At 59.4% G+C, this 24414-nt stretch carries 27 protein-coding genes and 1 tRNA gene; 11 read left to right on the forward strand and 17 right to left on the reverse strand.

The window, feature by feature from the left end; genetic code table 11:
• The first annotated feature begins 1 nt into the window (after nt 1).
• Nucleotides 2-514, forward strand: coding sequence for a DUF934 domain-containing protein (locus V8P77_RS07150; RefSeq protein ID WP_335911396.1), 513 nt, complete (start codon nt 2-4; stop codon nt 512-514).
• A 37-nt stretch (nt 515-551) separates the two neighbouring features.
• Entirely contained in the window at nt 552-1763 is a 1212-nt protein-coding gene (locus tag V8P77_RS07155) for a UbiH/UbiF family hydroxylase (RefSeq protein WP_335911397.1), read from the forward strand.
• Here V8P77_RS07155 and V8P77_RS07160 read toward each other — a convergent pair.
• The 6 genes from V8P77_RS07160 to V8P77_RS07185 form a co-directional block, all read right to left on the reverse strand.
• Nucleotides 1731-2693, reverse strand: coding sequence for an AEC family transporter (locus V8P77_RS07160; protein ID WP_335911398.1), 963 nt, complete (start codon nt 2691-2693; stop codon nt 1731-1733). The two genes, V8P77_RS07155 and V8P77_RS07160, sit on opposite strands and share 33 nt — an antisense overlap.
• A gap of 225 nt (nt 2694-2918) precedes the next feature.
• On the reverse strand, nt 2919-3854 hold the full coding sequence (locus tag V8P77_RS07165) for an MBL fold metallo-hydrolase (RefSeq protein WP_335911399.1): 936 nt from the start codon (nt 3852-3854) through the stop codon (nt 2919-2921).
• 449 nt (nt 3855-4303) lie between these two features.
• Nucleotides 4304-5095, reverse strand: a complete 792-nt coding sequence (locus tag V8P77_RS07170) for an SDR family NAD(P)-dependent oxidoreductase (protein ID WP_335911400.1) — start codon at nt 5093-5095, stop codon at nt 4304-4306.
• A 95-nt stretch (nt 5096-5190) separates the two neighbouring features.
• On the reverse strand, nt 5191-5985 hold the full coding sequence (locus tag V8P77_RS07175; protein WP_335911401.1) for a potassium channel family protein: 795 nt from the start codon (nt 5983-5985) through the stop codon (nt 5191-5193).
• An 84-nt stretch (nt 5986-6069) separates the two neighbouring features.
• Nucleotides 6070-6840 carry an SDR family NAD(P)-dependent oxidoreductase gene (locus tag V8P77_RS07180; RefSeq protein ID WP_335911539.1) on the reverse strand — a complete coding sequence of 257 codons (771 nt, stop codon included), beginning with the start codon at nt 6838-6840 and terminating at the stop codon, nt 6070-6072.
• Between the two features lie 87 nt (nt 6841-6927).
• Nucleotides 6928-7677 (reverse strand): cytochrome c biogenesis CcdA family protein, encoded by a 750-nt coding sequence (locus V8P77_RS07185; RefSeq protein ID WP_335911402.1) that lies wholly within the window; start codon nt 7675-7677, stop codon nt 6928-6930.
• A gap of 231 nt (nt 7678-7908) precedes the next feature.
• Here V8P77_RS07185 and V8P77_RS07190 point away from each other — a divergent pair.
• From V8P77_RS07190 to V8P77_RS07200, 3 genes are all read left to right on the forward strand, one after another.
• Nucleotides 7909-7984 (forward strand) — tRNA-Lys (locus tag V8P77_RS07190).
• A 190-nt stretch (nt 7985-8174) separates the two neighbouring features.
• Nucleotides 8175-8513, forward strand: coding sequence for a hypothetical protein (locus V8P77_RS07195; protein ID WP_335911403.1), 339 nt, complete (start codon nt 8175-8177; stop codon nt 8511-8513).
• 40 nt (nt 8514-8553) lie between these two features.
• A complete protein-coding gene (locus V8P77_RS07200) occupies nt 8554-8775 on the forward strand; it encodes a hypothetical protein (RefSeq protein ID WP_335911404.1) in 222 nt (73 codons plus the stop codon).
• Between the two features lie 215 nt (nt 8776-8990).
• Here the strand turns inward: V8P77_RS07200 and V8P77_RS07205 are convergent, their stop codons facing one another.
• The 3 genes from V8P77_RS07205 to V8P77_RS07215 form a co-directional block, all read right to left on the reverse strand.
• Nucleotides 8991-9209: a hypothetical protein gene (locus tag V8P77_RS07205; protein ID WP_335911405.1), complete on the reverse strand. Its 219-nt coding sequence runs from the start codon at nt 9207-9209 to the stop codon at nt 8991-8993.
• A gap of 24 nt (nt 9210-9233) precedes the next feature.
• Nucleotides 9234-11162: a hypothetical protein gene (locus V8P77_RS07210; protein ID WP_335911406.1), complete on the reverse strand. Its 1929-nt coding sequence runs from the start codon at nt 11160-11162 to the stop codon at nt 9234-9236.
• Between the two features lie 418 nt (nt 11163-11580).
• A complete protein-coding gene (locus V8P77_RS07215; protein WP_335911540.1) occupies nt 11581-11781 on the reverse strand; it encodes a hypothetical protein in 201 nt (66 codons plus the stop codon).
• Nucleotides 11782-12416: 635 nt separating this feature from the next.
• Here V8P77_RS07215 and V8P77_RS07220 point away from each other — a divergent pair.
• Nucleotides 12417-12590 (forward strand): hypothetical protein, encoded by a 174-nt coding sequence (locus V8P77_RS07220; protein WP_261330492.1) that lies wholly within the window; start codon nt 12417-12419, stop codon nt 12588-12590.
• Nucleotides 12591-12760: 170 nt separating this feature from the next.
• Nucleotides 12761-12964: a CsbD family protein gene (locus tag V8P77_RS07225; RefSeq protein ID WP_335911407.1), complete on the forward strand. Its 204-nt coding sequence runs from the start codon at nt 12761-12763 to the stop codon at nt 12962-12964.
• Nucleotides 12965-13039: 75 nt separating this feature from the next.
• Here V8P77_RS07225 and V8P77_RS07230 read toward each other — a convergent pair whose 3' ends face one another.
• Nucleotides 13040-13267, reverse strand: a complete 228-nt coding sequence (locus V8P77_RS07230; protein ID WP_335911408.1) for a hypothetical protein — start codon at nt 13265-13267, stop codon at nt 13040-13042.
• Nucleotides 13268-13413: 146 nt separating this feature from the next.
• On the opposite strand from V8P77_RS07230, the gene V8P77_RS07235 reads away from it, so the two are divergent.
• Nucleotides 13414-13584: a hypothetical protein gene (locus V8P77_RS07235; protein WP_335911409.1), complete on the forward strand. Its 171-nt coding sequence runs from the start codon at nt 13414-13416 to the stop codon at nt 13582-13584.
• Nucleotides 13585-13920: 336 nt separating this feature from the next.
• The gene (locus V8P77_RS07240) at nt 13921-15414 is read left to right on the forward strand and encodes an FAD-dependent monooxygenase (protein WP_335911410.1); all 1494 of its coding nucleotides are present in this window, start codon (nt 13921-13923) and stop codon (nt 15412-15414) included.
• 18 nt (nt 15415-15432) lie between these two features.
• Here the strand turns inward: V8P77_RS07240 and V8P77_RS07245 are convergent, their stop codons facing one another.
• From V8P77_RS07245 to coxB, 6 genes are all read right to left on the reverse strand, one after another.
• Entirely contained in the window at nt 15433-16170 is a 738-nt protein-coding gene (locus V8P77_RS07245; protein WP_335911411.1) for a hypothetical protein, read from the reverse strand.
• 113 nt (nt 16171-16283) lie between these two features.
• On the reverse strand, nt 16284-17330 hold the full coding sequence (locus V8P77_RS07250) for a c-type cytochrome (protein ID WP_335911412.1): 1047 nt from the start codon (nt 17328-17330) through the stop codon (nt 16284-16286).
• On the reverse strand, nt 17321-17953 hold the full coding sequence (locus tag V8P77_RS07255; protein WP_335911413.1) for a cytochrome c oxidase assembly protein: 633 nt from the start codon (nt 17951-17953) through the stop codon (nt 17321-17323). The genes V8P77_RS07250 and V8P77_RS07255 overlap by 10 nt, the downstream gene beginning before the upstream one ends.
• The gene (locus V8P77_RS07260) at nt 17950-18330 is read right to left on the reverse strand and encodes a hypothetical protein (protein ID WP_335911414.1); all 381 of its coding nucleotides are present in this window, start codon (nt 18328-18330) and stop codon (nt 17950-17952) included. Before V8P77_RS07260 ends, V8P77_RS07255 begins: the two co-directional genes overlap by 4 nt.
• A 4-nt stretch (nt 18331-18334) precedes the next feature.
• Nucleotides 18335-20851 carry a cytochrome c oxidase subunit I gene (gene ctaD / locus V8P77_RS07265; RefSeq protein WP_335911415.1) on the reverse strand — a complete coding sequence of 839 codons (2517 nt, stop codon included), beginning with the start codon at nt 20849-20851 and terminating at the stop codon, nt 18335-18337.
• The gene (coxB, locus tag V8P77_RS07270; protein WP_335911541.1) at nt 20848-21861 is read right to left on the reverse strand and encodes a cytochrome c oxidase subunit II; all 1014 of its coding nucleotides are present in this window, start codon (nt 21859-21861) and stop codon (nt 20848-20850) included. Before coxB ends, ctaD begins: the two co-directional genes overlap by 4 nt.
• Before the next feature lie 241 nt (nt 21862-22102).
• Here coxB and V8P77_RS07275 point away from each other — a divergent pair, with 241 nt between their 5' ends.
• Nucleotides 22103-22354, forward strand: coding sequence for a hypothetical protein (locus V8P77_RS07275; protein WP_335911416.1), 252 nt, complete (start codon nt 22103-22105; stop codon nt 22352-22354).
• A 490-nt stretch (nt 22355-22844) separates the two neighbouring features.
• A complete protein-coding gene (locus V8P77_RS07280) occupies nt 22845-23135 on the forward strand; it encodes a DUF982 domain-containing protein (protein WP_335911417.1) in 291 nt (96 codons plus the stop codon).
• Nucleotides 23136-23317: 182 nt separating this feature from the next.
• Here the strand turns inward: V8P77_RS07280 and V8P77_RS07285 are convergent, their stop codons facing one another.
• A complete protein-coding gene (locus V8P77_RS07285; protein ID WP_335911418.1) occupies nt 23318-24145 on the reverse strand; it encodes a nickel-binding protein in 828 nt (275 codons plus the stop codon).
• Nucleotides 24146-24414: the final 269 nt, after the last annotated feature.

Consider the following 24414-nt stretch of genomic DNA (forward strand, 5'->3'; position numbering starts at 1 on the left):
GATGACGAAGATCTGGAGAGAAACCGGTTTTGTCGAAAATGATCCCTGGGTGATCGAAACCGACGAGGTGAAGGCGACCGAGGAGCAGAAGCCGCTGCTCGGTCTCGAGGAACTGATCGCCAAGGCCGACGAAAGCAACGATGTCGGCCTCGGCGTGCTGATCAAGCCGGCCGACGACGTGCGCAGGCTGGAGCCCTATCTCTATCGCCTCGAAATCGTCGCCGTCGCCTTTCCGGCTTTCAACGACGGCCGCGCCTTCAGCCATGCCTCGCTGCTGCGCCAGCGCCTGGGTTACACCAACGAGCTGCGCGCCGTCGGCGACGTGCTGATCGATCAGGTGCCGCTGATGCTGCGCGTCGGCATCGACAGCTTTTCGGTCACCAACGCCACGGCGCTGAAGCGTCTTTCCGAAAACCGTCTTCCAGCCATTCCCCATCATTATCAGCCGGCAGTGCGTGACGCCGAGGCCGGCAAGGGCTATAGTTGGCGCCGTCAGGCGAAGCCGGCCGCATAAGCGGCTGGGCCGCCGTTTTACGATGGCGGATGATAGCATGAAGAGATTCGAAGTGGCGGTGATCGGTGGCGGTCTGGCCGGCATGATTGCCGCAATCGCGCTGGCGCGCGGCGGCCGCAGCGTGGCGCTGGTGGCACCCCTCGCTCCGAAGGAGGATCGGCGCACCACGGCGCTGATGGATCAGTCGATCCGCTTTCTCGACCGGCTCGCGCTCTGGGAAAAGCTCCGCCCCGCAGCCGCTCCTCTCACCAGCATGCGCATCATCGACGGCACCGACAGGCTGCTGCGCGCGCCGACCACCACCTTCCGCGCGGCCGACGTCGGCCTCGATGCCTTTGGCTATAATTTCCCCAACAGGGCGCTGATCGATATCCTCGAAGAGGCCGCTGCCGGCGAGGGCAATATCACCCGCTTCACCGATATGGCCGAATCGATCGACATATCAGCCGAGGTGGTCTCGATCACGCTTGCCGGCGGCGAGACGCTGTCGGCCGATTTTGCCGTCGGCGCCGATGGCCGCGGCTCGAAGCTGCGCGAGACCTCAGGCATTGCCGTGCGCAACTGGTCCTATCCGCAATCGGCCATGGTGCTGAATTTCGTCCATTCGCTGCCGCACCAGAATATCTCGACCGAATTCCATACCAAACACGGCCCCTTCACCCAGGTGCCGCTGCCGGGGAGCCGCTCCAGCCTCGTCTGGGTGCAGGATCCCGCTGAGGCAGCGAGCCGCATGGAATTGCCGCTTGCCGAGCTCGGCGCCCTCGTCGAGGCGCGCATGCAGTCCATGCTCGGCAAGGTCAGCGTCGAGGAGGGCGTCCAAGTCTGGCCGCTGTCCGGCATGATGGCGCATCGTTTCGGCAAGGGACGCATCGCGCTGATTGGCGAGGCCGCCCATGTCTTCCCGCCGATCGGGGCACAGGGGCTGAACCTCAGCCTTCGCGATATCATGGCGCTTGCAGAAATCCTTTGCGATAGGGCGGAATTGCCGCTACCGGCCGACGCCGGCGAAAGCTTCGACCGCAAGCGCCGCGCCGACATCATGACGCGCACGGCCAGTGTCGATCTTCTCAACCGCTCGCTGCTCTCCGATTTCCTGCCCGTCCAGATGCTGCGGGCTGCCGGCCTGCATATCCTCTCGGCGATACCGCCGCTGCGCAATATCGTGATGCGCGAGGGCATCGAGCCCGGCCGCGGCTTTCGCGATATTCCCGATGCGCTACGGGAAAAGCTGAAGCGGAAGAAGGCCTGAGCGGATTACGATCAGCCAGAGCGAAACAGTCACCACCGAAAACACCGTGGTGATCAGGATCGTCGCCGAAGCGCGCTCCTGCCAGACGCCATATTGCTGGCCGATGACGAAGACATTGGTCGCCGTCGGCAGTGAGGCGAGCAGCACGGCGGCCTGGATCCAGACCGGCTCGAAACCACCCACCGCCGTCAGCGCAATGAAAACCGCGATCGGATGCAGGATCAGCTTCGCCGGCACGATATAGGAGATTTCTGCCGGGATCCGCTTCAGCGGCCGCAGCGCCAGCGTCACGCCCATCGCAAACAGCGCGCAGGGAGCCGCCGCCTGCGCGAGATAATCGACGAGGCGCTGAAACGCCAGCGGCTGGTCGATGTGCAAAGCGGCCACCGCAAAGCCTGCCGCCGTCGACAGGATGAAGGGATGCAGCGCGACCTTCCGGACGATATCGGCGACAAGCTGGCCTGTTGAACGCTTGTCGTCGCCGGCAGCTGCCATCAGTGCCGGCGCCACGACGAAATGCAGCGCGTTTTCGAAGCAGATGATCAGAGCTACCGGCACCGCCGCACCTTCGCCGAGCGCCAAGAGCGCTAGGCCCGGCCCCAAATAGCCGATATTGCCGTAGGCGCCGGCAAAAGACTGGATGGTGCAATCGGCAAGCGAATTGCCGCGCAGCAGGCGGCCGATGGCGAAAAGCAGGATGAAGACTGCATAGGTCGCCGCGATATCGGTGGCGATGAAATCGACGCGCGTCAGCTCTTCGATCGGCGTGCGCGAGACCAGCTTGAAGAACAGAGCGGGCAGGGCGGCATAGATGATGAAGGTGTTCAGCCAGCCGAGCGCTTCGGCCGGCTGCTTCGTCGCCTTGGCGGCGATGTAACCGATCAGGATCAGGCCGAAGAACGGCAATAGCAGGCTGACGATTTCGGCCAAGAGGTCTTCCAGGGCGCGGGGATGATCGGCGGGTCAGGATCTGACTTAAGCAATTCCAACGAAACTGTGTAGCGGTTTTTGCGCCCGGAATTGCGCAGAAACAAGAGCAATTCCAGCAAAAGTGTGTAGCGGTTTTGCGTCCGGAATTGCGCAGAACCAAATCGATAGAGCGTGGACTCATTCACGCGATGAGTACACGCTCCAAGATCCCAACCCGACAAGCGATCAGTAGTCCCAGAAGGCCGCCACCCAACGAAAGGCGTCGCCGTCGACCGCCACCCGGCCGACGGATGGGAACGGCAGGTGGGTGGCCACCAGTTGCTCGCCGGTCTCCGCCAGCTCCCGCAAAAGACGGATCCGAACGCGCGCCGCCTCCTCGGGGTCGTGCTCGAAGCCGTTGAACCAGTCGGGGTGCTCAAACCCGACCGCGAACACGGCGTCACCGGCAAACATCAGCCGGTCGCCGCCGGACGCGACGCGAATCACGCTGTGCCCAGGGGTGTGGCCGCCGGTGCGATGAACGACCACGCCCGGCGCCACCTCGTACTCGTCATCGAACAGCCTGAAATGGCTGCGATACTCTTTGGCGAACCGCCCGGCGGTCGCCCGAAGCGCGTCCGGGAAGCCCGGCGGCATGGAGACACGGGAAAAATCGGGCGCCTCCCAGAACTTGACCTCGGCCGCCGCCACGTGGATGCGCAGGTCCGGACGCAGTTGCTCCTTCACTCCGTCGACCAGCAGCCCCCCAATGTGGTCCATGTGCATGTGGGTCAGCACCACGTCGGTCACCGACGCAAGATCGATGCCGGCGGCTTCCAAACGCTTGATCAGCTGCCCGGCCCGCGGCAGGTGCAGGTCCGGGTCGATCCCCAGCCCGGCGTCGAGGAGTATGGTCTGGTCGCCGCTGCGCACCACCACCACGTTCAGCGCCCAGTCCAAAGCGTCCGGCGGCAGGAACATGTCTTTCAGCCAGGTCGCTCGGACGGCCGGATCGATGTTGTGTCCCAGCATCGCGGTTGGGAGCGGAAGCACTCCATCGCTGATCACCAGCACCTCAATCTCGCCGACCCGCACCGCGTAGCGCGACGGCACCAATTCGTCGAGCCGAGGTCTGCCGGTGTGTGCGGTGTTTTCCAGGCTCATCTTTGTCTCAAGGTTCATGTTCGTCTCCTTCTGACCGCCGCCTTAAACACGGCATCGACGACGCTACATGGAGGCGTGTTTGCGATCGATTGGTCGAGGGATAAGGACGCGTGGGGCCGAGGGACAGGACAAGCCATACCGCGGCATAGGTGCAGGCCTCACTTTTCACTGCCGGCGGCGTGCTGATGGAGGCGGAGTCGATCAGATCAGCGAACGCGGCAAGCCTGCTACCGCCATTTCTCGATGAGAAATCCCGATGGTCCTTGGAGGCACCTTGCCAGGATAACGGACCATGGCGGGCCGAAAGATCGAGGCTACTTCGAGCTCCGTCTTTTCGACAAGCGACTGGTCTGCGAAACGGTTAAGAATAGGAGGACTTCGGAAGGCCACCGAATAGCCCGCCACCGCATCGCATCGCGGAGACAACTTCCGACGAAGACCGTGCAGTGGCCGGTCGGTGGCGTCAGTCAGAGCATGTCGATCAGGCCTCCGTCCACGCGCATCGAAGCTCCAGTCGTTGCGGACGCCAAAGGGGAGGCCAGATAGGTGACGAGATTGGCAATTTCCTCGACGCTCGCGGCCCGTTGGATGATCGAACCGGCGCGGTGCTTCTTGACGAAGTCCGCCGCCACCTCCTCGATCGGTTTCCCCGTCTTCGCGCGTTCCTCGGCGAGCATCGCCTCGACGCCTTCCGAAAGCGTGGGGCCGGGAAGGACGGAGTTCACGGTGACGCCCGTGCCAGCCATGCGTTTAGCAAGGCCGCGGGCAACCGCGATGTCTGCGGTCTTGCTGACACCGTAGTGGATCATCTCGACCGGAATGTTAAAGCCGGATTCAGACGCGATGAAGATGACGCGGCCCCAATCGAGCTTCTGCATGCCCGGAAGATATGCGCGCGAAAGCCTGACGGCGGACATAACGTTCACCTGCCAGTGTCGGTCCCATACCTCGTCGTCCGCATCGAAGAAGTCTAGCGGCTGGAAGATACCCGCGTTGTTGATGAGGATGTCGACGTGAGGAACTTGGGCGACAAGAGCGTTACATCCGCCAGCGGTCGCGAGATCCGCTGCCGCCGCGGTCACGCTTCCCTTGGCGCCTTCGCCTTTCAGGCGGTCGGCGGCCTTCGCGGTCTTTTCTTCGGACCGGCCGTTGACCACCACGTCCGCACCCGCCCTCGCGAGCTGGTGGGCGATTGCGTATCCAATGCCTTCGGTGGATCCGGTAACCAGAGCTGTCTTGCCTGTGAGGTCGATCTGCATCTTCTGCTCCTGTGAGGTTGGATGATAGAAGGTATGAACTGGCGACCGGTCGCGCAACAGCCCACGATGCGGATAATCCTAGGCAGGATCGACGGTCACGATCCCTCGTCCGGTATGTTCAAGACCTCTCCGCACGCCTTGCAATGAACGGCGTCCGCGTCATGGCGCTGAAGGCCGCATCGGTGGCAGGGATAGGTCACTTTGTGAGGGCGGACCACTGCCTGAGCAAGCCTGACGAAAAGGGAAATGCCGACGATCATTGTCACCACGGAAGTGAGCTTTCCCAGCGTTCCCGGAAGCGTGATGTCTCCGAATCCCGTCGTCGTCACCGTCGCGACCGTGAAGTATAGCGCGTCGACGAACCCTTCGCTTCCCTCCCTGTTGTAGAAGAAGGACGTATAGACGAACCCGGTTGCCATGAAGAGGAACACAAGGAGATTGATCACCGCCCGGACGACGTCGAGAAGATATAAATAGCCCGCCTTGCGCAGCAAGTCCTTGAGCAGCGGACTGGTGCCGATCGCCCAGAGCCGCATGATCCGCAGGAAAGCGAAATTGAAGAGCAGGTCCGGCAGCAACAGCGTGGCCAGCACCACGAAGTCGATCCAGGTCATCGGCCGCCGAATCCACTCGCGCACAGAGAATGCGGCGATCGCCCGGCCCGCCATCTCGGCTGCGATCCACACGGCTATCGCATAGTCGATGATCAGATAGGACGGACCGGATCGCAGGTACGGGCCGAGCAGGAAGAAGGCGAGAATGGCGACGTCAATGGCAGCAAATACCAGCCGAAAGGCGATCGCCTGCCTGCCATCGGCCCTATCGAGCCTTCGCAGCGCTTGACGAAGCGAATTCTGCCGAGAGCCCTTGTCGGATTCGAAGGTTTTCATCCAGGGAATGTAGATCCCTCATCGGCGTCCGCAAGTCGCCAGGAGATCGAACTCCTGGTGACAGGCTGCAGGGGCGCCTCGATCTCAGGCGACGGACCACCCGCCGTCCACCAGCAGGTTCGCGCCGGTGATCAGGCTCGCAGCCGGTGATGCAAGGAAGACCACGGCACCCACCACATCATCGGTTTCACCGATACGGCCGAGCGGAATGTGACCGAGCGTCGCTTCGCGATTGTCGGCATCGGATAGAAAAGGTGCTGTGCCATCGGTGTAAATGAAGGTCGGCGACACGGCATTTACGGTGACATTATAGCGTGCCCACTCGGCTGCGAGGCAACGCGTGAGATGGTTGATGGCCGCCTTGCTCATGCAATAGATTGCCTCGCCGCGCAGTGCCACGGTACCGGCCTGTGAGCTGATGCTGATGATCCGGCCCCCGTTGCGCTTGATCATCTGACGGCCCACAGCCTGCGTCATCAGAAAGGTGCCCTTGATGTTGACATCGAGTATCTCGTCAAGGTCCTTCTCCTCGACGAGCTCCGCGAGATTGCCTGGAGCCACGCCCACATTGTTGACGAGGACGTCGATCCGACCGAACGTCGTAAGCGCCGCGTCGACGGCTTGTGCGATATGAGCCTTATTGGGAATGTCCAGTTCAACGGTGAGGACTTTTCGTCCCGCGGCCTCGAGTTCGGCGACCAGTCCAGCCGACGCTGCGACATCGCGAACCCCCAAAACGATATCGGAACCTGCTGCGGCACAGGCAAGTGCGCAAGCTCGACCGATGCCACGGCTCGCTCCCGTCACTAAGGTCACCTTGCCCTCAAGGCTGAAGTCCGGCGCATTCTTCTGCATCACGATGCCTCCCTCGATGAAGCTCATTTATGGCAGCGTCGGCGTGCGGATGCCAGATGTTCTGCAAGTGCTGACCCAGCCGGTGGCCTAGCCGATCTGCATCAGGATCGGAAAGGTCTGCTGGAACCAGATCGCCACGTTGCTGACCCATCCGAAGAGGAAGGCGAGGCCGGTCAGCACGAGGAGGAGACCCATCACCTTTTCCACCGTGCCGAGATGGCGGCGGAAGCGCGACAGGAAGCGCATGAAGGCGCCGGAAAAGCCGGCGGCGATCCAGAAGGGGATGGCAAGGCCGAGCGAATAGATGGCGAGCAGCCCGGCACCGGAGCCGACCGTTTCGCGCGAGGCGGCAACGCCGAGGATGGCGCCGAGCACCGGGCCGATGCAGGGCGTCCAGCCGAAAGCGAAGGCAAGGCCCATGATATAGGCGCCCGTCAGCGTTGCCGGTTTGCCGCTGCTCTGGAAGCGCGCCTCACGCGCCAGCACCCCGATTCGAAAGAGGCCAAGGAAGTTCAACCCCATGACGATGATGATCAGCCCGCCGATCTTCGACAAGAGGTCGAGATGCTGGCGAAGCGCCATGCCGATGCTGGAAGCACCGGCGCCGAGCGCCACGAAGACGGTGGCAAAGCCGAGCGTGAAAAGCAGTGCCGAGAAGAACACGCCGCGCCTGACGTCGGGAGCCACCGCCACCGCACCACCGCCGCGGAACTGCTCGACGGAGATGCCGGCCATATAGCAGAGATAGGGCGGAACGAGGGGAAGCACGCAGGGCGACAGGAAGGAAAGCGCCCCGGCAATCAGCGCGCTCCACAGGGAAATATCGGCAATCGACACGCATTCTCTCCGGCTGCAATCTGCGTGATGTTCCTAGCTTTGCAGGCAAGCGATTGCCAATCACCTTTTTGCGCGCGCAAGAAATCTGTCTCTGCACGTAAGACATTTGTCTTGGCGCGCGCAAGAAATGTGCCGATCGTTTGCAAAAGGCAAAATTTTCGGTTGACCGGCATGGGTCGCCTGCCTATGTTCCGCCCACTTCCAGCCGGGGTGGTTACACCCGCGGAGAGGGAGAGCGTAGCTCAGCTGGTAGAGCAACTGACTTTTAATCAGTAGGTCTCGGGTTCGAACCCCGACGCTCTCACCAACGATTTCAATGACTTAAAGCCTTGGATTGGCCTAAATATCGGCGATAATACCCTCACACATGTCTCGCGCAGTCCGGGAGGGTAAAGTGACCTCGCATACAGTATTCGGTGACAAGGTTCGAATCTATCGTCGCGCCCAGAGTTCCCTGTGGCAATGCTCCAACCTATTTGGAGGGACGGGAGTGGCACGTGAGCACCAAAACGGACAGTCTCGCGCTGGCCAAGGAGTTTGCGGAGGACTGGTATCTTGAGCTCCGGGGCAAAAGCCGGGTGGGTCAGCTGAAGCAGGAAAGAACCTTTGCCGACGCTGCCAAGCAGTTCGTTCGGGAATATGTGCCACTCACGAATGGGGAACGTAATCCGCGCTACGTGAAGGACCACGAGGCGCGGCTAGATAACCATTTGCTGCCCTACTTCGACAACATAGGCCTCAGTGACCGCAGTGGTGGTCCTCGCGGCGTACTCGGTGATGGTGCCGATATTTTCCGCACGTCGGGTTCCAAAATTATAGTACTTGAAAGTACCTAAAATGATCCTATAGTTGAAGCCCTTGGAGAAAAATCGGCCAATGGACTTCGCACTCCTTTTCAACCTGTTCCGGAAGCCCAAACAGGCCAACGTCACCGACGTCACGCTCTGGCACAAGCACGAGACACTCCTGCCGGTGCCACTCGTCGACGCCGCCGCCCGAAACCCATCGGGACAAATCTGGCGCCGGCTGAACGGTATGCAATGGGAATATAAGCAGGACCCTGAAACGATTGAAGAATTCGATGCTCGACAATATTGAGGCTTAAAGCCCTACTGTCGCACCGAACCTACGCCTCTGCATTTGTCTTGTCGGCTGCGGAAAGCGCATTATCGGCAATCAGCATAATGGTCGTTGCCGTGCCGGCCACTGCCCCAACGGAGGCCGTGACTATGCCCTGTGCGGCCTGTTTGGTGCGGAACGGCGAGCAGTAATCTCCGCCGCCGTCCAGCTTGTCCCCCAAGGGTTATAGGCGTTCAGCCATCATAGTGGCCGGAAAGTGCCGCCTCGGCAGACTTAACAACCACGGCGATATTCACGCCCTTCGTCAAGGTTGTCCCGGTCGCGCGAAGGTCTGTCACTACTTTCAGGCCGCCCGATTTAGGCTCCGGGAGCGGTACGATGGTGCCGTTGTCCAGATCAGCGATCCAGAGTTCGTCTCGACCTTCAACACTAATAACAACAACTGTAGCCATGTTATTCCCTCCAACGATTGATGTTTAAAATCCGGCTTTCTTCAGGCCTTCACGATAAAGATCTTTATGCCATTGCTCTTTACTTGGAACCGCGGACAACCATTTGTCCACATCGAAGTCCGGATTGCCTTCGCGAAACCTCCGTACGAAGACCCGCGCCTTGTCCTGACGGCCCAACATGGCCCAGTTCGCGGCGGACAGCCTGTCCGCCAAATTGGGATCGGCCATCTGCCCAATGTAGTCCAGCGAAGCTTCGAATTCGCCGAGCGCATAGTTTGCTCCCGCACCGGTCCAGAAATAGGTATCGGGACCGAGCGGGTTCAATTCAATTGCCCGCTCGATCTTTCGCAAGGCCATGGCGGGAAGCGAACAATGAACCAACGTGTCAGCGTAGTCGGCAATCACGTCGGCGTAGTGCGGAGCAAGGCTCTCCGCCACTTCCATTGCCTCGGCGCTTTCGTCAAACGCCCCCTGCAACAGTTTGGCGACCCCGAACTCGCGATACCCATCGGCGAAGTCCGGACGTGTCTCGGTGGCCTGCTTAGCCAAGCTCTCCGCCGTTTGCAAAAGCTCGATATCACCTCGGGCCGTCAGCAACCATTCCTTGGAGTAGGTCCGCGCCATCGAGCTCAGTGCGGGTGCGAAATCGGAGCTTACGCTGAGTGCGGCTTTCATTTCCTTGCGCGCACGCCGCAAGTTCGGAAGCGTCAACCGCGCCAAGTGCCGCCTGCCGACAAGATATCGATGGTAAGCGATCGGGTTTAGATCCTCGCGCAACGCCTCGTGGCGCTCGATTTCGCTGGACACGGAGAGAGCGATCCGTCGGGCGACCACTCTCCGGTCTTTGACGAGATCCATGTGATCAAGGCTGAATCTTTCCGCCCAAACAATTTGATTTTGGTCGAAGAAGATCAGTTGGGCGAACAGGGTGACGTCATCGTCCGTATTGCTGATCCGGGTATCGAGAATATAATTGACGCGATGCCGTTCGAAGAAGGCCTTCTGCGTCTCCAAGAGGTGGCCGATTTGAACCGCCGAATAGGGGGCTATGACCTCCAGACTGTTGAAGGCACAAAATCCGATTGTGATATCTTCCACCAAAGAAGCGGCTAGAAAGCCGGCTTGCGGTTGGACGGACTGGTTCTTGGGCGGAAGCAGCACCAGACGGGGAATTGCAACCCGGATATCTTGGGGCTCAAGGGGAAGAGCGGCCTCGAATTTCGGCTTCGAAGGCGCTGATGTCGGACGGAGGGATATGGCGTCACCATCGGGTCTGGTGCGCGCTGCGATCCCTCGCAATATCGCATTCCGCCGCTGTTCAAAATGGTTCCTGAGCGACGTAACCTCGTCTTCCGCCTGGAATATCTCGATGAGCATTTGCAGCGTATCGGGATCCTTCGGCTCCGTCCGGAATAGGATAACTGCAGCCTTCCTCAGGAGTTCGGATTCCTTCGGCGACTGTGCCAGGCGGGACGCTGCTCTCAATGTATTTCCGAGAAGCGCGATATGGCAAATTTCGCGCTCGGCGAGCCACTGTTGAAACCGACGACTATGACTGTGAACCGACCCCAGAAAAGGCTGGTTCATCAGCTTCACGAGTTGCTTAAGCCGCGAGAACGGTTCAACCCCTTCCTCCGTCTCAGATAACAGAATGTCGGAAGACAGAGAATCCAGGTCGAGGGTGACCATGTTGCCCTGGGATGAAAGGATATTTGTCCCGAGTTCAATTTGACGGGCCTTCATTCTCGAAATCAACTTACGCAAAGTCGCAAGCGTGTCGTCCCTATCGGCGTCGCCCCACAGAAAGCTCACCAATGTTGGTCGATCCGCGGAACCTTGATCGGTTGTAAACAAATACGCGAGGAGCAGCAGGCCTTTCTCGGGAAACGCGACATCATTCCCGTCCTCGTCAACGAGCTGCAACCTACCGAAGGTCTTCAGAACAAAAGCCATTTTGCCCTTTAAGCCACCCAATTGGCTCGGCGTTTACATGAAAGTGCGGGTGCGTATATTTCACCAGCAGAAGTCGAAGGCTACATCCTTGCGACGGCACCTTGTCGCAATGTGGGGCGAAATTCAAGTTGATGCGGTCGAGATCGTCCGTGTGGTGGATGGCCGGCGCGATTTGGCGGCCTTTTCTGAAATTTTGTTGGGGAGGCGGCCGGCACTAAGGGCCATCGCACACCCTCACATAACCGCCTAACTCCGCTTATTCGTACACACAGTTTTTACGCGCAGTTGAAAATTAATACAGGGGCACTAAGTAAAATCAAAAAGATATCTGCTGATGCAACTGACTTTTAATCAGTAGGTCTCGGGTTCGAGCCCCGACGCTCTCACCATTTCTGGTCTTCAAGATAGCTGCCGCGATCTAGATCAGCAGTCGCAGCAACGCGCCCTCGTCCTTCACCCCATGCTGGTACGAATGGATAACCCGCTGAGCCAGATCTTCACGCTCGGCGTCTGTTGTAATTTGTCGCACCGAGCTGATGTGGTCAAATACCCTCTGGCACAGGGCAACTTCTTCGTCGCTCAACGCGGTCTGTGCGTCGGCTATCTGGGATCGGATCATGATCGCCCTCACTTCTTTCGGAACGATATTGGGATCGAACCATCTCCTTTTTAAGCGCATGAAGGGAGACACAAGGTCGTGAGGTCTCATCGCAATCTTCCGGATAGGCCTTTGTCGACAACTAGTGTTCGTCGGACCGCTCCACACATAAGCGGAAGTCGGCTTTCTCCGGGCATTCTAGATCACTTCGTACCCTATCTTCTCAAGCGAGAGTAACGCGCCAAGCCTTTCTTCATTCGACAGGCTTCGAAGAGAAACGTTAAGTGCGTCAAGGCCGCCTAAATTGTAGAGATTGACGACTATATTGAGTGACATTGTTAATCTCCCGTTGACTTAGTATAACACCGGCAAAATGATTTGCCTCATGCTTGTTAATATTTTCACATATTATCGTTTCAAAATATTGTTTGCGATTTTCTTGATTGGGAATGTGGGTTTGATTGGACGCGGGCAGAACCTCGCGTCTTTGCCGCAGGAATTGACCTTCGTTCTGTCCTATACCGTACATTGAAATCTCCGGAACTCGGCATAAAATCAGTGCGTTGTGGTTACGTGTCACGTCAGCATCTGGGAGGATTGCGATGTTTCAAGGTATGCACGGCTCCAAGTCGGCACTGGGTCCAGAAGATCTCACAATGATCAAGGACATCCATGACGAATGGTGCGCCGAACGCTGCTGCTCCAAGGATAGCCCAAGTGCAATCAAGGCAGCTCAAGAGTTGATCTCCATGTTCGAGCATGGGGTACGGTCAAAAGACGATCTCCGCCTTATGGTGGGTACCATAGGCGCCCATTTGCTCAAACACTGAAAGAAGCCCAGGGTGATCCGCTGCTGGCGAGCGCTTGCGCGCATGGCCTGGGCTGTCGTTTACGTGCGTCCATGCATGTGACGCGACGTTTGATGAAATTGGCTAAGACATAGGAACCAAACTCCGCTGCGGTCCGTTTTCTTCTCATCAACAGATAGGAGAAATCGACCATGGATTGGAATCGTGTCGAAGGAAACTGGAAGCAGGCGAAGGGCAAGATCAAGGAGCAGTGGGGCAAACTCACGGACGATGATCTCGACCAGATCGCCGGCAAGCGCGACCAACTGGAAGGCAAGATCCAGGAACGGTATGGCATCGAAAAGGACCGGGTCAGACGCGACGTCGATGACTGGACCGGTCGCCAGACCTGGTAGCGCCTCGAACAAAAACCCGGTGAAAGCCGGGTTTTTGCTGTCGAAGAAGCGAGGGCCTGCAAGAGCTGTCGGATGTCATGAATATCCACCATATGCCAAGAGAAGTGCGCCGATCGCGATAACGGCGAGCGCTGGCCAGTTTTGGGATATCCCGAGGAACCTGAGGCCTTGGCGTCGTGGTTCCAGCGTGGTGCCGCCTTGCGGCATTCGATGCGGATTACTCGGTTTTCGACCAAGCACCGAGGTAAAGAGAAAAAGAAGTCCGCCGATGATGAGAGCGGCTCCGGTGAGGATTGCCCACATGATGGCCTCCGCTAGCGATGAGGATCTGGGGTAAACCAAATCCGGACCTGATCGTTCCGCGAGTGGCTGCTCACTTGAACAAGCTCTGCGCCGGAACCAAAGCCATCGCATGGAATTTGACCGCTGATTAATCTTGGAGATCCCTGATGGACAAGACACCGAAGACGGCAATCCGCGGCATGATGTTCTACGTACTGGCTCTTCTCGTCCTCGGGGTGCTGGCAGGCGCCGCCTACATGATCTATGGCCATCCCGCCGATCCGTCCGAGCGACCGGCGGCCGAAACGATTCCGCAAAAAGCTCCGGCTCCGCAGTGATACCCTTTCCAAGTCATTGATTGATCGCCGTTCGAGAACAGACGATGCCCGGGGAAGATGCCTGTCAAAATCCGGCGTCCACCCGGTCAGGTCGTGCTGAAACGCCTTAGGTTCCACGGCACCAGATCAGCAAATGGCAAAGAATATGGCTTTCGAAAGCAAGGCCGATATCCTGTCGCAAGTCCTTCCAACCAGTATGGAACTCTTCTTATAGGGAGAACAACCTGCGACAGAGAAATCGGCATCTGCGCAGAGGCGGTGAGATTGGGGAGAAGCAGTGGGGGCCAGCTCTGTCTGGAACCCTGAATGAGTGCGTCGGAACAGGGGAGTTTGCAGATGAGGGAACATGCAGTCGTGATATCAGGGGCAGGGCCGACGGGCCTGATGCTGGCAGGCGAACTGGCCTTGGCAGGCGTCGATGTCGCCATTGTCGAGCGCCGCCCTGACCAGGGGCTTGCCGGTACGCGTGCCGGCGGTCTGAGCGCGCGCACGCTCGAGGTTCTCGATCAGCGCGGCATCGTCGATCGGTTCCTCGCGGAAGGGCAGGTAGCCCAGGTCACGGGTTTCGCGGTGACGCGTCTGGATATCAGCGATTTTCCGACCCGGCACAATTACGGGCTGGCGCTGCGGCAGAAGCATATCGAGCGCATTCTTGCCGACTGGGTCGGCGAGCTGGCGGTGCCGATCTATCGCAGCCTCGAGGCAACGGGTTTCGCCCAGGATGACAGCGGCGTCACCATCCAACTCTCCGATGGGGCCTCGCTCAGGGCCTGCTATCTCGTCGGCTGCGATGGCGGCCGCAGTCTGGTTCGCAAGGCTGCCGGCATTGCGTTTGAAGGATGGGATCCGACGACCGGCAACATTCTCGCCGAAGTGGAGATGGAACAGGAGCCGCCATTGGGCATCCATCGCACGGCCCTTGGCATCTATGCCTTCGGCAGGGAGGAGTATGAAATCCGCGACGACAGGATCGTCTTTGCCAAGGAAGGTCCGATCGGGGTGATGGTGCCGGAGAAGAATGCCGGCGCCACGACCGAACCGACGCTCAGTGATCTCAGGGAAGCCCTCCTCGCTGCATTCGGTACGGATTACGGCATCCATCGCGTCAACTGGATTTCCCGGTTCACCGACATGTCCAGGCAGGCAACGGCCTACCGCAAGGGCCGGGTACTCCTCGCCGGCGATGCCGCCCACGTGCATTCTCCGGTCGGCGGGCAAGGCCTGAATACCGGTGTGCAGGATGCCGTCAATCTTGGTTGGAAGTTGGCCCGGGTGGTAAAAGGAAGATCGCCTGAAGCCTTGCTCGACAGCTATCACGCCGAGCGGCATCCGGTTGCCGCCCGCGTGTTGCGCATGACGATGGCGCAGGTGGCATTGCTGCGCACCGACGATCGCACCGAAGCCTTGCGTGACGTGGTAACGGAGCTGCTTGGCATGGAGGAGCCGCGCAAACGCATCGCTGCCGAAATGTCCGGATTGGCAATCCACTACGAGTTCGGCGAGGGGCATCCGCTGCTTGGCCGCCGTATGCCTGACCTCGACCTCACCACATCAGATGGTTCTCTGCGTCTCTTTACGCTGCTCCAGGATGCGCTGCCGGTGTTCTTGAACCTCGGCGCCCCCGGCAGTTTCGACATCGCGCCGTGGTCGGACCGCATCAAGTTGGTAGACGCCGGATATGACGGCGCATGGGAACTGCCGGCGCTGGGCTTGGTCTCGGCGCCAACTGCAGTGTTGATCCGGCCCGATGGATATGTGGCGTGGGTGGGCGACAGAACGCAGGATGGTCTGCAAGAGGCGATGAATAGCTGGTTCGGACCGCCCGGCTAAAGCCGACAAAGCGCTTGCCTAAGCGGCAAGCGAGATCGAACCACAATCCGATATCGTCGCGGGATCCGGCATCGGTTTGCCGCGGCGTTCCCATGTCCGGCGGCTGATGCCGAAAGCCTCCCAGGGGCGTGCTTGGCTGAAAGAATTGGCGAGATAATCGGCTCTGGAAAGCGCACCGGCGGCGCGTCGCTGCTCCTCTTTTCGGCTTCGGTCCCGCTGCCGCCGCTTTTCCTTTTGAAGTTTTGCTCTCTTCCGCTTCGGCACATCGAAGGCGCCGATGGTGCGGATATCGAGGGCGCTCCGTTCCGCGTAGCTGAGGTGCAGAGCATGGCCGAGCGCGTCGGCCGACAAGTCGGAAAAGCGCAGCTTTGTCCGCTCGTAGATGACCTCCTCTATGTCGGCTTTCCCAGCCCAGGGCAGCCACCGCGCCGCCCAGCCGAGGACCACCTCGACGAACTCTTCCTTGAATTCGACAAGGGCGAGGCAGGCGATCACCTCGACGTAGATCAAGGCATCATCGGCCTCCGGCACGATCTCTCCGTGGCGATGCCCGATCAATTTTTCGATCTCGCGCATCCGGCCGCGGAAATGGTTCCAACGGCTGGCCCGCGTACGGCGCTGGACGGCCTTGTAACCGAGCAGGCAGTCGCCGATTTTGATGGCCGTAACATCCCGCGCCAAGCCCTGCCGCCGATCGGCTTTTGCAATCCGCTTTTCCGATTGACCCGCTTCATCTGCGCCAATAAGACGAGCCATCGAATTCCCTTAAGCATCTGCCTTGGACGGCGAAACGGCTGATTGTAAAGGAAGGGCCGGGGGGTGATCATCCACTTTTTGCAATCCGGCGAACATCGGTGCGCAGGAAAGCTTCAATTCTTGGGCAACGCGCCGTAATAGGCCGCGAGCGCATGAATATCGTCGTCGGTCAGGCCTGCAGCAGCCCTGGTCATCACACCCGCATAGGCGCCGCCGCCACGATTTCCGCTGCGGAAAAGACCCAACTGGTTTTCAAGATAGGGTATCGGCTGGCCGGCAAGGCGGGGATAGGCTTCGTTGACACCGGCAGCGTCATGGCACGCGGCGCAGGCCGCGATGCCACGCGTCCGGTCACCGCGTTCCGCAAGGACCTTGCCGCGAGAGAGCATTTCCGAAGGTCGGCCCGTTTCGGTGGGTCCGCTCTGACTGGCGAAATAGCTGGCCAGCTTTTTCCGGTCTTCGCTCGATGTCTGCGAGAGCGCAACCTTCATGACGCCGCTTGGACGCTTGCCGGCCGCGTAAGCCTCGAGACTGTCGCGGATGTAGGTCTCCGACTGGTGTGTCAGACGCGGAATAAGACTGGTTTCATCGGGGCCTGCCGGCGAATGGCAGCCTTCGCAGCTTTTCACGATCGCAGCGAAGTCCCGGGATGCCGTCGCGGAAAAGCCGGCGAGCCGCTGATAGGCGGCCTGGTCGAGGCTTGGATATTCCCGCAGAAAGGCGACCATGGCCCAGACCTCGTCGTCTCGCTCCAGCGACGGCCAGGCGGGCATGCCGGTATAGCGCACGCCATGTTTGACAATCTCGAAGAGCTGGGCATCGTTCCATGTCGTGGTGACATGCAGCAGGTCGGGCGGAGGAGGAAGCATGTTTTCGACGGTGGCGGGTCGCGGCATAGCCGGCGAACCATGACAGCCCGCACATCCGGTTTCGTAGTGACCTGCGGCAAGCGGCAGCATGGCCGCAGTAAACCGTGGCGTATGCCCGCCGAGCGCTGCCGTGCGCACGGATGACCGCATCACCCAATGCAGGAACCAGTCCGTAACGCGCCAATGCCCGGTGCTTGCACGGGTGTCGATGATGCCGGCCCAGGCGACAAACAGGCCCGCTGCGGCAAGTATTGCGGCGCCGGCAGATATCCGTCTCCACCTTATCCGCATTGGCTGCCCCTTGAAGACGTGGGCTTGAGGATGTCGGCAAGCAGGAAGATGGCGCCGAGCATGTAGGCGGCTGCGCCGACCAGGAGCATGACGACACCGCCGAGTTGCTGATCGGTGTCGCGGCTAAGGGCGAAACCGAGACAGGTGACATCTCCGGTCCCATAAAGCGGGCGAGGCGCAAGGGTCAGCAGGACACCGAGCAGCGTCATGTGGATCGAGGTGAAGAGCAGGCCGATGATGCCCGCCAGCCGCTGGGTGCCTTCATCATGCCGCTGGATACACGCGGTCCACAACAGAATGCCGGCGAGAAGGAAGCTTGCCTGTTCGAGAAGCATCGCATCAAGCCGCGTTTCCGCCAGCCGACGGAGCGCCGGCATATGCCAGAGCCAGGCGACGATGAGCTCGGCGACCGAGGCGAGTACCGGCCCGAACCAGGGGAGATGGACTGCGGGATCGAGCCACCTGCCGCTGACGGCTATCGCCAACAGCGGAGCTGCAATGGCGACGGTCGTCATGTGGACGATCATATGCGCCGTCAGCGATCCGCCGTTCCAACTCGTCGCAAGAAGCGCCAGCGCAAGACAAAGGGCAAAGATGCCGGTGACAAGAGCAAGGTTCTTCATCTTGCGCAGGCCTCGATAAAAATCAGCGGGACCGATACGAAAATGACCGCAACGAAACTCAGGCCCGACAGCAGCAGTGTTGCAAAGCCCTGGAACAGCAGCCGGTCTTGCCTCGTCGGTTCGTCATGGGGCGGATCGCCGCTGCCGAAGCCCCATTGCCGCCAGGCGAGCCAGGCGGCACCGAGAATGGCAAGCAGCGCGAGCACCGTCGCAATGGACAAGGTAAAGCGGAGCATGCCGAAAGAGAAAGCAACTTCCGATGCTTTCGCGCAATAGACGGCGGCTGCGACGTAGCAGACAAGAAAGTGCAGAGCCCAGACGGCGGGCCCGGTAAACAGGGTCCAGAGCGTTTCCACCTCTTTTGGGATCAGGCGCATCTCGTCACCTCAATTCTGGAAACAAGCCCAGCACTCCGAAGGAGGTGAGGGCAGTGATGACCAGGAAGTGCCAGTAGAGCACGACATTGCGCAGATCGGCGTCATATTCCGCCGTCAGACGACCCGCAAAACTACTCGCCAGACAATAGAACTGCATGATCACGGCAACGAGGCCATGAATGACCGTCCAGAGCACGATGACCCAGACGATCGCCGGATAGACATGCGCCGTCGGCTGCATGTCGTACAGATAAGGACCGGCCAGACCGGCGGCGCAGGCGGCAAGTGTGAGGATCGTTGAGGTGAGGAGGCACAGGCGGGCGGATGCCATCCGGCCCTTCGAATTGACATACCGCGCAAACAGCATGGCAAGCCAGGCAAGGGCAAAGAGCGCGGCCGCCATCAGGGGCCAGAGCCTGCCTGGACCCGGCAATCCTGCCGTAAAATCGGGATGGATCGTCCAGTAGAAGAAATAGCCGAACATCAAGCTGGCATAGGCCGTGCCGTCTCCGGCCATGGTGATGAACACGGCCCACCAGCCGACCGAAGCCGGGCCGGAGGCGTAAAGGGGAACCTGCTTGCCAAGCCCGATATCCCTGAGGTTTTGCCTTGGTATCTCGTTGGTTCCCGTCCAGAGCCAGATCAGGATGGCGGCAAGTGTCACGGCGGCGCATAGCGCCGTCAAGATCCACCAATGGAAGGTCAATGCGATGAACGCGCCGCCAAGTGCCAAAGCGGAGATGATGGTCAGAAGCGACGTGCCGCCAACCCGCAGGCATTGTAGCGGTTCGGCGTCCAGAACCGACGTCACGAGCGTTTCGCGCCGACCGTCGGCCGCGTCGGGCAGATAGAACCGGCCGGCTTTGATGCCGTCGATCAGTTCCGGCTGGTCCCAGAGCGGATACCGGCTTTTGATGATCGGAATGGACCGAACCCCCCAATTTTCTTCCGGCTCGCTGATCCACTCGAGCGTTCCGGCATTCCAGGGGTTCATTTCGCCTTTCGGTTCGCGATGTCTAGGGCGCAGAATATCGATGACGATGATGGTGACACCTGCGGCAAAGATGAAAGCGCCGATGGTGGAGACGAGGTTCAGGAGGTTCCAGCCGACATCGGCCGGGTAGGTGAAGACCCGACGCGGCATGCCGCGCAGGCCGGTCAGGTGCATCGGAAAGAAGGCGGTGTTGAAACCGACGAACATGAGCCAGAAGGCGATCTTGCCCCATCGAGCCGAAAGTTTTTGTGCGTTCACCAGCGGATAGTAATAATAGATTCCGGCAACCACCGGAAACAGCATGCCGCCGATCATCACGTAATGGAGATGGGCGACAACGAAATAGGTGTCATGCGCCTGCCAGTCGAAGGGCGCGAGAGCCACCATGACGCCGGTCAACCCGCCTATGACGAAGATCGCCAGTCCCCCAACGCCAAAGAGCATGGGAAGGGAAAAGATCACCCGGCCGGCCAGCATGGTGGCAATGAAGACAAAGATCTGCACCCCGGTCGGGATTGCGACGGCCTCGGATGCTGCCGAAAAGAAGGCCAGTGAAATCTGCGGCAGGCCGGTGGTGAACATGTGGTGGACCCAGAGCCCGAAGCTCAGGAAGCCCGTGCCGACCGCGGCCAGCACGATCCAGGAATAGCCGATGATCGGACGCTGCGCGAAGGTCGGAACGATCATCGCCATCAGCGCGATGGCGGGCAGGAAGATGATGTAGACCTCGGGGTGGCCGAAAATCCAGAACAGATGCTGCCAGAGCAGCGGATCGCCGCCACGTGCTGCGTCGAAAAAAGGCCAGTCGAACATCCGCTCCATCTCGAACAGGATGTCGCCGGCAATCAGCGGCGGGAAGGCGAAGAGGATCATGCCCGCCACGATCAGCAGATACCAGGCAAAGAGCGGCATCATGTTGATCCGCATGCCCGGCGCCCGGCATTTCATGATGCCGACGATGAGTTCGACGGCTGCGGCGATGGAAGCCACTTCGATGAAGGAAAGGCCGAGCAACCAGATATCCGCGCCGATGCCGGAATATTGCTTGTCGGTGGCAAGCGGCGGATACATGAACCAACCCGCATTGGGCGCCGCCCCGAAAAATATCGACCCGCAGACGAACACGCCGCCGAGCGCAAAACTCCAGAAGCCGAAAGCCGAAAGCCGCGGAAACGGCAGTTCCCGCGCGCCGAGCATGGAGGGCAAGAGGAAGATTGCGACGGCCTCGAAGATCGGAACGGCAAACAGGAACATCATCACGGTGCCGTGCAGCGTGAAGGCCTGGTTGAAGAGGTCGGCGGAGAGAAAGTCGTTGTCGGGGACTGCCAGTTGCAGGCGCATGAGCAGCGCAAGGATTCCGGCAAACAGCATGAAGATGAAGGCGGCCGATCCATACCACAGGCCGATCTGAGTGTTGTTGACGGAGGTCCAGTAACGCCAGCCTTTCGGATTGGCCCATACGCGCCGAAGTTCCGCTTCTTGCGCTGCGGATGTGTCTGCTGAGACCGAAGCCAGGGGTTCCGTCATTTGAGCCCCCCGAGATAGCGGGCAATTTCCTCGATATCATCTTCGGGAAGCATGTTGAAAGCGGGCATCTTCGCGCCCGGTTTCACCGATGAGGGGGAGCGAATAAAGCGGGCGATGTTTTCAGGCGTATTGGCAAGCGCACCTGCGCCGATCGAGAGGCGGGCGCCGATCAAGGTGAGATCCGGCGCGGTCTGGCCGGCGACCTGCAGTCCACGGAGTGAATGGCACCCCACACAGCCATGGCGCTGCAGGAGTTGTCCGCCTTTATCCGCAGCGCTTGCCTGGCCGTCGGTCAGGCTGCTGCGCCAAGCACTGTAATCGTCCTCCTCCATGACGATGACCGAGAAAGCCATATAGGCATGCGAGGCACCGCAAAATTCGGCGCAAGGGGCGCGATAGCTGCCGGTGCGCGTTGGCGTCAGCGTGAGGAAATTGGTCCGGCCCGGAATCATGTCCATCTTGCCGCCAAGCGTCGGAATCCAGAAGGAATGAATAACGTCGGTTGCTTTGAGAGAAAAAGTCGCCGGCCGGCCGACGGGCAGGCGAATTTCGTTGGCAGTCTCGAAAGCAGGCTGGTCGCCGACGGCCGGATAGCGAATACGCCACCAGAACTGCTCCCCCGTCACCTCGATCGCCCCATCCTTTTCTGCAAGCGGGTTCCAAGACCGTATCGCCGGCATCAGCCAGACTGCGTAGCCCAGCAAAAGCAGAAGGACGACAATCGGAAATGCAACTCCACCCCAGGCAATGAGCGCGCCGGCCTTCTCCGCCGGCCATGCTTCCCGTCGATGGCGCGCAGCGTGAAGGAACAGGAAGGTTACGCCGACCCAAATCGAAATGCCGCCAATAACCATGACGACAAACAGCCGATAGACCGCCTCCGATTCCTCGCCGGCGGGACTAAGCGCGGACTGCTGACCGCTGCAACCCGCAAGAACGAGTGCACTGAAAGGAATAAGACATCGCAGGATTGTCGGTCTCCCTTTCCTCCAATGCTCAAGCTCTCCGATATGGAACGCCTATGTCCGGTGGCAAGTGGCTGATGTTTGTCGGGCGGCAACTGGGCGGTATCGCAGATGCCGTGAATACATCACAACCGGCGACCGAAAATTTCTTTAGTGAAACAGCCGGCTCGGCCTTTTCGAAACCTGTCAGGAGGCGTCGGCGGATCAATCGCGCTTCGTGAAGTGTTTTCAACCAAGCGCGTGCTCCGGCTTCCCTCGTCCATACGATCGCCGGGAGAAGACGCGGTTGAGCCGCCGCATGCCATCAGCACGTCTGCAATCAGCGGAAGCCGAAGAAACTCAAAATCGCGAGCACGATAACGACAGCGCCGACAAGCCAGATCAAATTGTTCATGGGAACCGTTCTCCTGTTGAAGGTCGGGCCATTGTGACCCGATCACTTAACGGTGAGCAGGGCTTGGAGTTCCCAACCGGTCCAATTGCCGTAGCGTGCTGCCTTCGGCGCAAAACCAATTTCCGGCGCTATGCCTTTCAATAGCTGCACGAGCGCGCATTGCCGGGCCTGAATCCACCGGCGCATGCCGGATTTACCGATGTATCCCGCTGATATTGAAAATCCTGGTGATCCTGCCTTGCAGGCAATGTGCAGGAAGACGTGAGCACGGATACACCGATCAGTACTCCCGCTACCAATGGAAAAAATCGGCTCATCTGAACGTCTCTTCGCAAGGTTGTCATGGTCGCGATCTAATATGCTAACACGAGAATATACGAAAACTTCTGGCCCGCTGGATCACGCTCACCTGAGCCGAAACATTCCTATGATTGATCAATCAATCTATAATCGTGATGCGTCGTGCCTCAACCGATGATCAAATTCACATAAGTCTAAGCTGATCGGGCTATTCTGTCGTTATGGAAGTAGTTGCGCGGCGTTAATAGTCAATCAGCCTCGATTGTGACTTGAACAAATCGCGGTTTTTCAGTAAAATTACACCATAAAAAAGTAATATAAATGGGAGGATACTATGTCGTCAACTCGGTTTGATCCGATTCTGCTTCACCGCAAACATTTCATCGACGAGATCACCTGCCTCGATGAAATCTTCGATTTTCTCGACGAGTGGCCGGAGGACAAACGGGGTTTGGCATATGACACGCTGTTGAAGGCGTGCAGAGATGCGGCCAACGGGCGTTTCCCGCTGAGCGCTGCGCGCGAGAATTTCCGGCGGTTCCTGAAGATGGCTGGCGTGCTTGCGAAGGTCGAGGGTGGCCCCAAATTCGACGGACTGATGAATCATCAAATTGGAAATGCTTAGTCAGATATAGGCCTGTGGGGGCCGTCTGCATGGCAGGTGTGGACGCGCCGTAACATCAGTTGCGGCGCGTCTGGGTTTCGATATCTGCTGATCGGATGATCGCCTATTTCTTGGCCAAAAGGCGCCGCGGCAAGCCCTGCCAAGAGGCAGATGGCTATTCGGGTGTCGGATCTCGACAGATCTCAGTGTAGGCCGGCATTCTCCCAGTTGCATCGGAAGACCAGCATGGGCTTCGAAAATCCCTTGAACCGTCGACGCGTTGCGTGAGCGAAAAGGTCGGCGGTGCCGTATTCCCGAAAAATATTCTCCGAGACGAGGATCTGGTCGCTGGAGGCTGCCGCACAGAGACGCGCGGCAAGTTGCACGGTCGAGCCGAAGAGGTCGTTGCTGTCCTCGACCGGTTCGCCGCAGTCCACGCCGATGCGGATATGGATAGGCTCGGTGTTTCCGCCGTTGTAACGCTCGAATTCCTGCTGGATCGCCATGGCGCATGCGACGGCTGCCGTTGTCGCGGCGAAGGCCGCCATGATGCCGTCGCCGGTGTGTTTCACTTCGCGGCCTGAATTCTGGCTGAGGCATCTGCGCACGATAGCGTCATGGGCCCTGACCATTTCGGTCGCAATGCGGTCGCCGAGGCGCGATGTCATCGCTGTCGATCCGACGATGTCTGTAAAGAGGATTGCCCGGTGGCCGGGATCGACGTCGCTGGACGACTGGCCAGGTGCCGGATCCGGGTCGTGAATCCGGCCGAGAAAAGCCTCGACGGCTGACAAGGCGACCTCGACGATCTCGCCGGCGACGAAACCGTGGGCTTCGCGATGCACACATTGCGCGGTTTCCGCGTCCGGCGCATCCACGAGACAAAAGGCGGTCCCACGCCGCTGATCGAACCAGTAGGTCAGGAACTTGACGCCGTATTTGTCCTGGATATCGAGATCCATGCGATGCGCCTGGGCAACGTCGGCGGCTGTCGTCCCTTCAAGAAAGTGTCGATCCATGAAAATAGGCATCGCGCGCTCCTCCCAGATCCGCCGCGTGCAGGATAGATGGCATTGTACGACCGGGATGGAACTCCGTCCACCTCTGGCACAATCCATGAATGATTATAGAGGTTCTTGCTTCCAGCAATGCATATGAGTTGCTGTAATCCTTATAGAGTATAAAAAGGAAAGACTGAGTTTTAATCAGCAGGCGTGGGATGGGAAGCCCGATATTTACCATAATCAGTCGCTTAATGACTGATCGCAGGACTCTGCTTCAAGCTCCATGTTCTCAAAAA

Source organism: Rhizobium aouanii (genome assembly GCF_037002925.1).
In the GTDB taxonomy this organism is placed as follows: Bacteria; Pseudomonadota; Alphaproteobacteria; order Rhizobiales; family Rhizobiaceae; genus Rhizobium; species Rhizobium aouanii.

Bases quoted from the DNA above. Each gene is read 5' to 3' on its own strand.
- V8P77_RS07150 (WP_335911396.1), top strand. From the start codon at position 2: ATGACGAAGATCTGGAGAGAAACCGGTTTTGTCGAAAATGATCCCTGG.
- V8P77_RS07155 (WP_335911397.1), top strand. From the start codon at position 552: ATGAAGAGATTCGAAGTGGCGGTGATCGGTGGCGGTCTGGCCGGCATG.
- V8P77_RS07165 (WP_335911399.1), bottom strand. From the start codon at position 3,854: ATGAACCTTGAGACAAAGATGAGCCTGGAAAACACCGCACACACCGGC.
- V8P77_RS07170 (WP_335911400.1), bottom strand. From the start codon at position 5,095: ATGCAGATCGACCTCACAGGCAAGACAGCTCTGGTTACCGGATCCACC.
- V8P77_RS07175 (WP_335911401.1), bottom strand. From the start codon at position 5,985: ATGAAAACCTTCGAATCCGACAAGGGCTCTCGGCAGAATTCGCTTCGT.
- V8P77_RS07180 (WP_335911539.1), bottom strand. From the start codon at position 6,840: ATGCAGAAGAATGCGCCGGACTTCAGCCTTGAGGGCAAGGTGACCTTA.
- V8P77_RS07200 (WP_335911404.1), top strand. From the start codon at position 8,554: ATGGACTTCGCACTCCTTTTCAACCTGTTCCGGAAGCCCAAACAGGCC.
- V8P77_RS07205 (WP_335911405.1), bottom strand. From the start codon at position 9,209: ATGGCTACAGTTGTTGTTATTAGTGTTGAAGGTCGAGACGAACTCTGG.
- V8P77_RS07210 (WP_335911406.1), bottom strand. From the start codon at position 11,162: ATGGCTTTTGTTCTGAAGACCTTCGGTAGGTTGCAGCTCGTTGACGAG.
- V8P77_RS07215 (WP_335911540.1), bottom strand. From the start codon at position 11,781: ATGATCCGATCCCAGATAGCCGACGCACAGACCGCGTTGAGCGACGAA.
- V8P77_RS07220 (WP_261330492.1), top strand. From the start codon at position 12,417: ATGATCAAGGACATCCATGACGAATGGTGCGCCGAACGCTGCTGCTCC.
- V8P77_RS07225 (WP_335911407.1), top strand. From the start codon at position 12,761: ATGGATTGGAATCGTGTCGAAGGAAACTGGAAGCAGGCGAAGGGCAAG.
- V8P77_RS07230 (WP_335911408.1), bottom strand. From the start codon at position 13,267: ATGTGGGCAATCCTCACCGGAGCCGCTCTCATCATCGGCGGACTTCTT.
- V8P77_RS07235 (WP_335911409.1), top strand. From the start codon at position 13,414: ATGGACAAGACACCGAAGACGGCAATCCGCGGCATGATGTTCTACGTA.
- V8P77_RS07240 (WP_335911410.1), top strand. From the start codon at position 13,921: ATGAGGGAACATGCAGTCGTGATATCAGGGGCAGGGCCGACGGGCCTG.
- V8P77_RS07245 (WP_335911411.1), bottom strand. From the start codon at position 16,170: ATGGCTCGTCTTATTGGCGCAGATGAAGCGGGTCAATCGGAAAAGCGG.
- V8P77_RS07250 (WP_335911412.1), bottom strand. From the start codon at position 17,330: ATGCGGATAAGGTGGAGACGGATATCTGCCGGCGCCGCAATACTTGCC.
- V8P77_RS07255 (WP_335911413.1), bottom strand. From the start codon at position 17,953: ATGAAGAACCTTGCTCTTGTCACCGGCATCTTTGCCCTTTGTCTTGCG.
- V8P77_RS07260 (WP_335911414.1), bottom strand. From the start codon at position 18,330: ATGCGCCTGATCCCAAAAGAGGTGGAAACGCTCTGGACCCTGTTTACC.
- ctaD (WP_335911415.1), bottom strand. From the start codon at position 20,851: ATGACGGAACCCCTGGCTTCGGTCTCAGCAGACACATCCGCAGCGCAA.
- V8P77_RS07280 (WP_335911417.1), top strand. From the start codon at position 22,845: ATGTCGTCAACTCGGTTTGATCCGATTCTGCTTCACCGCAAACATTTC.
- V8P77_RS07285 (WP_335911418.1), bottom strand. From the start codon at position 24,145: ATGCCTATTTTCATGGATCGACACTTTCTTGAAGGGACGACAGCCGCC.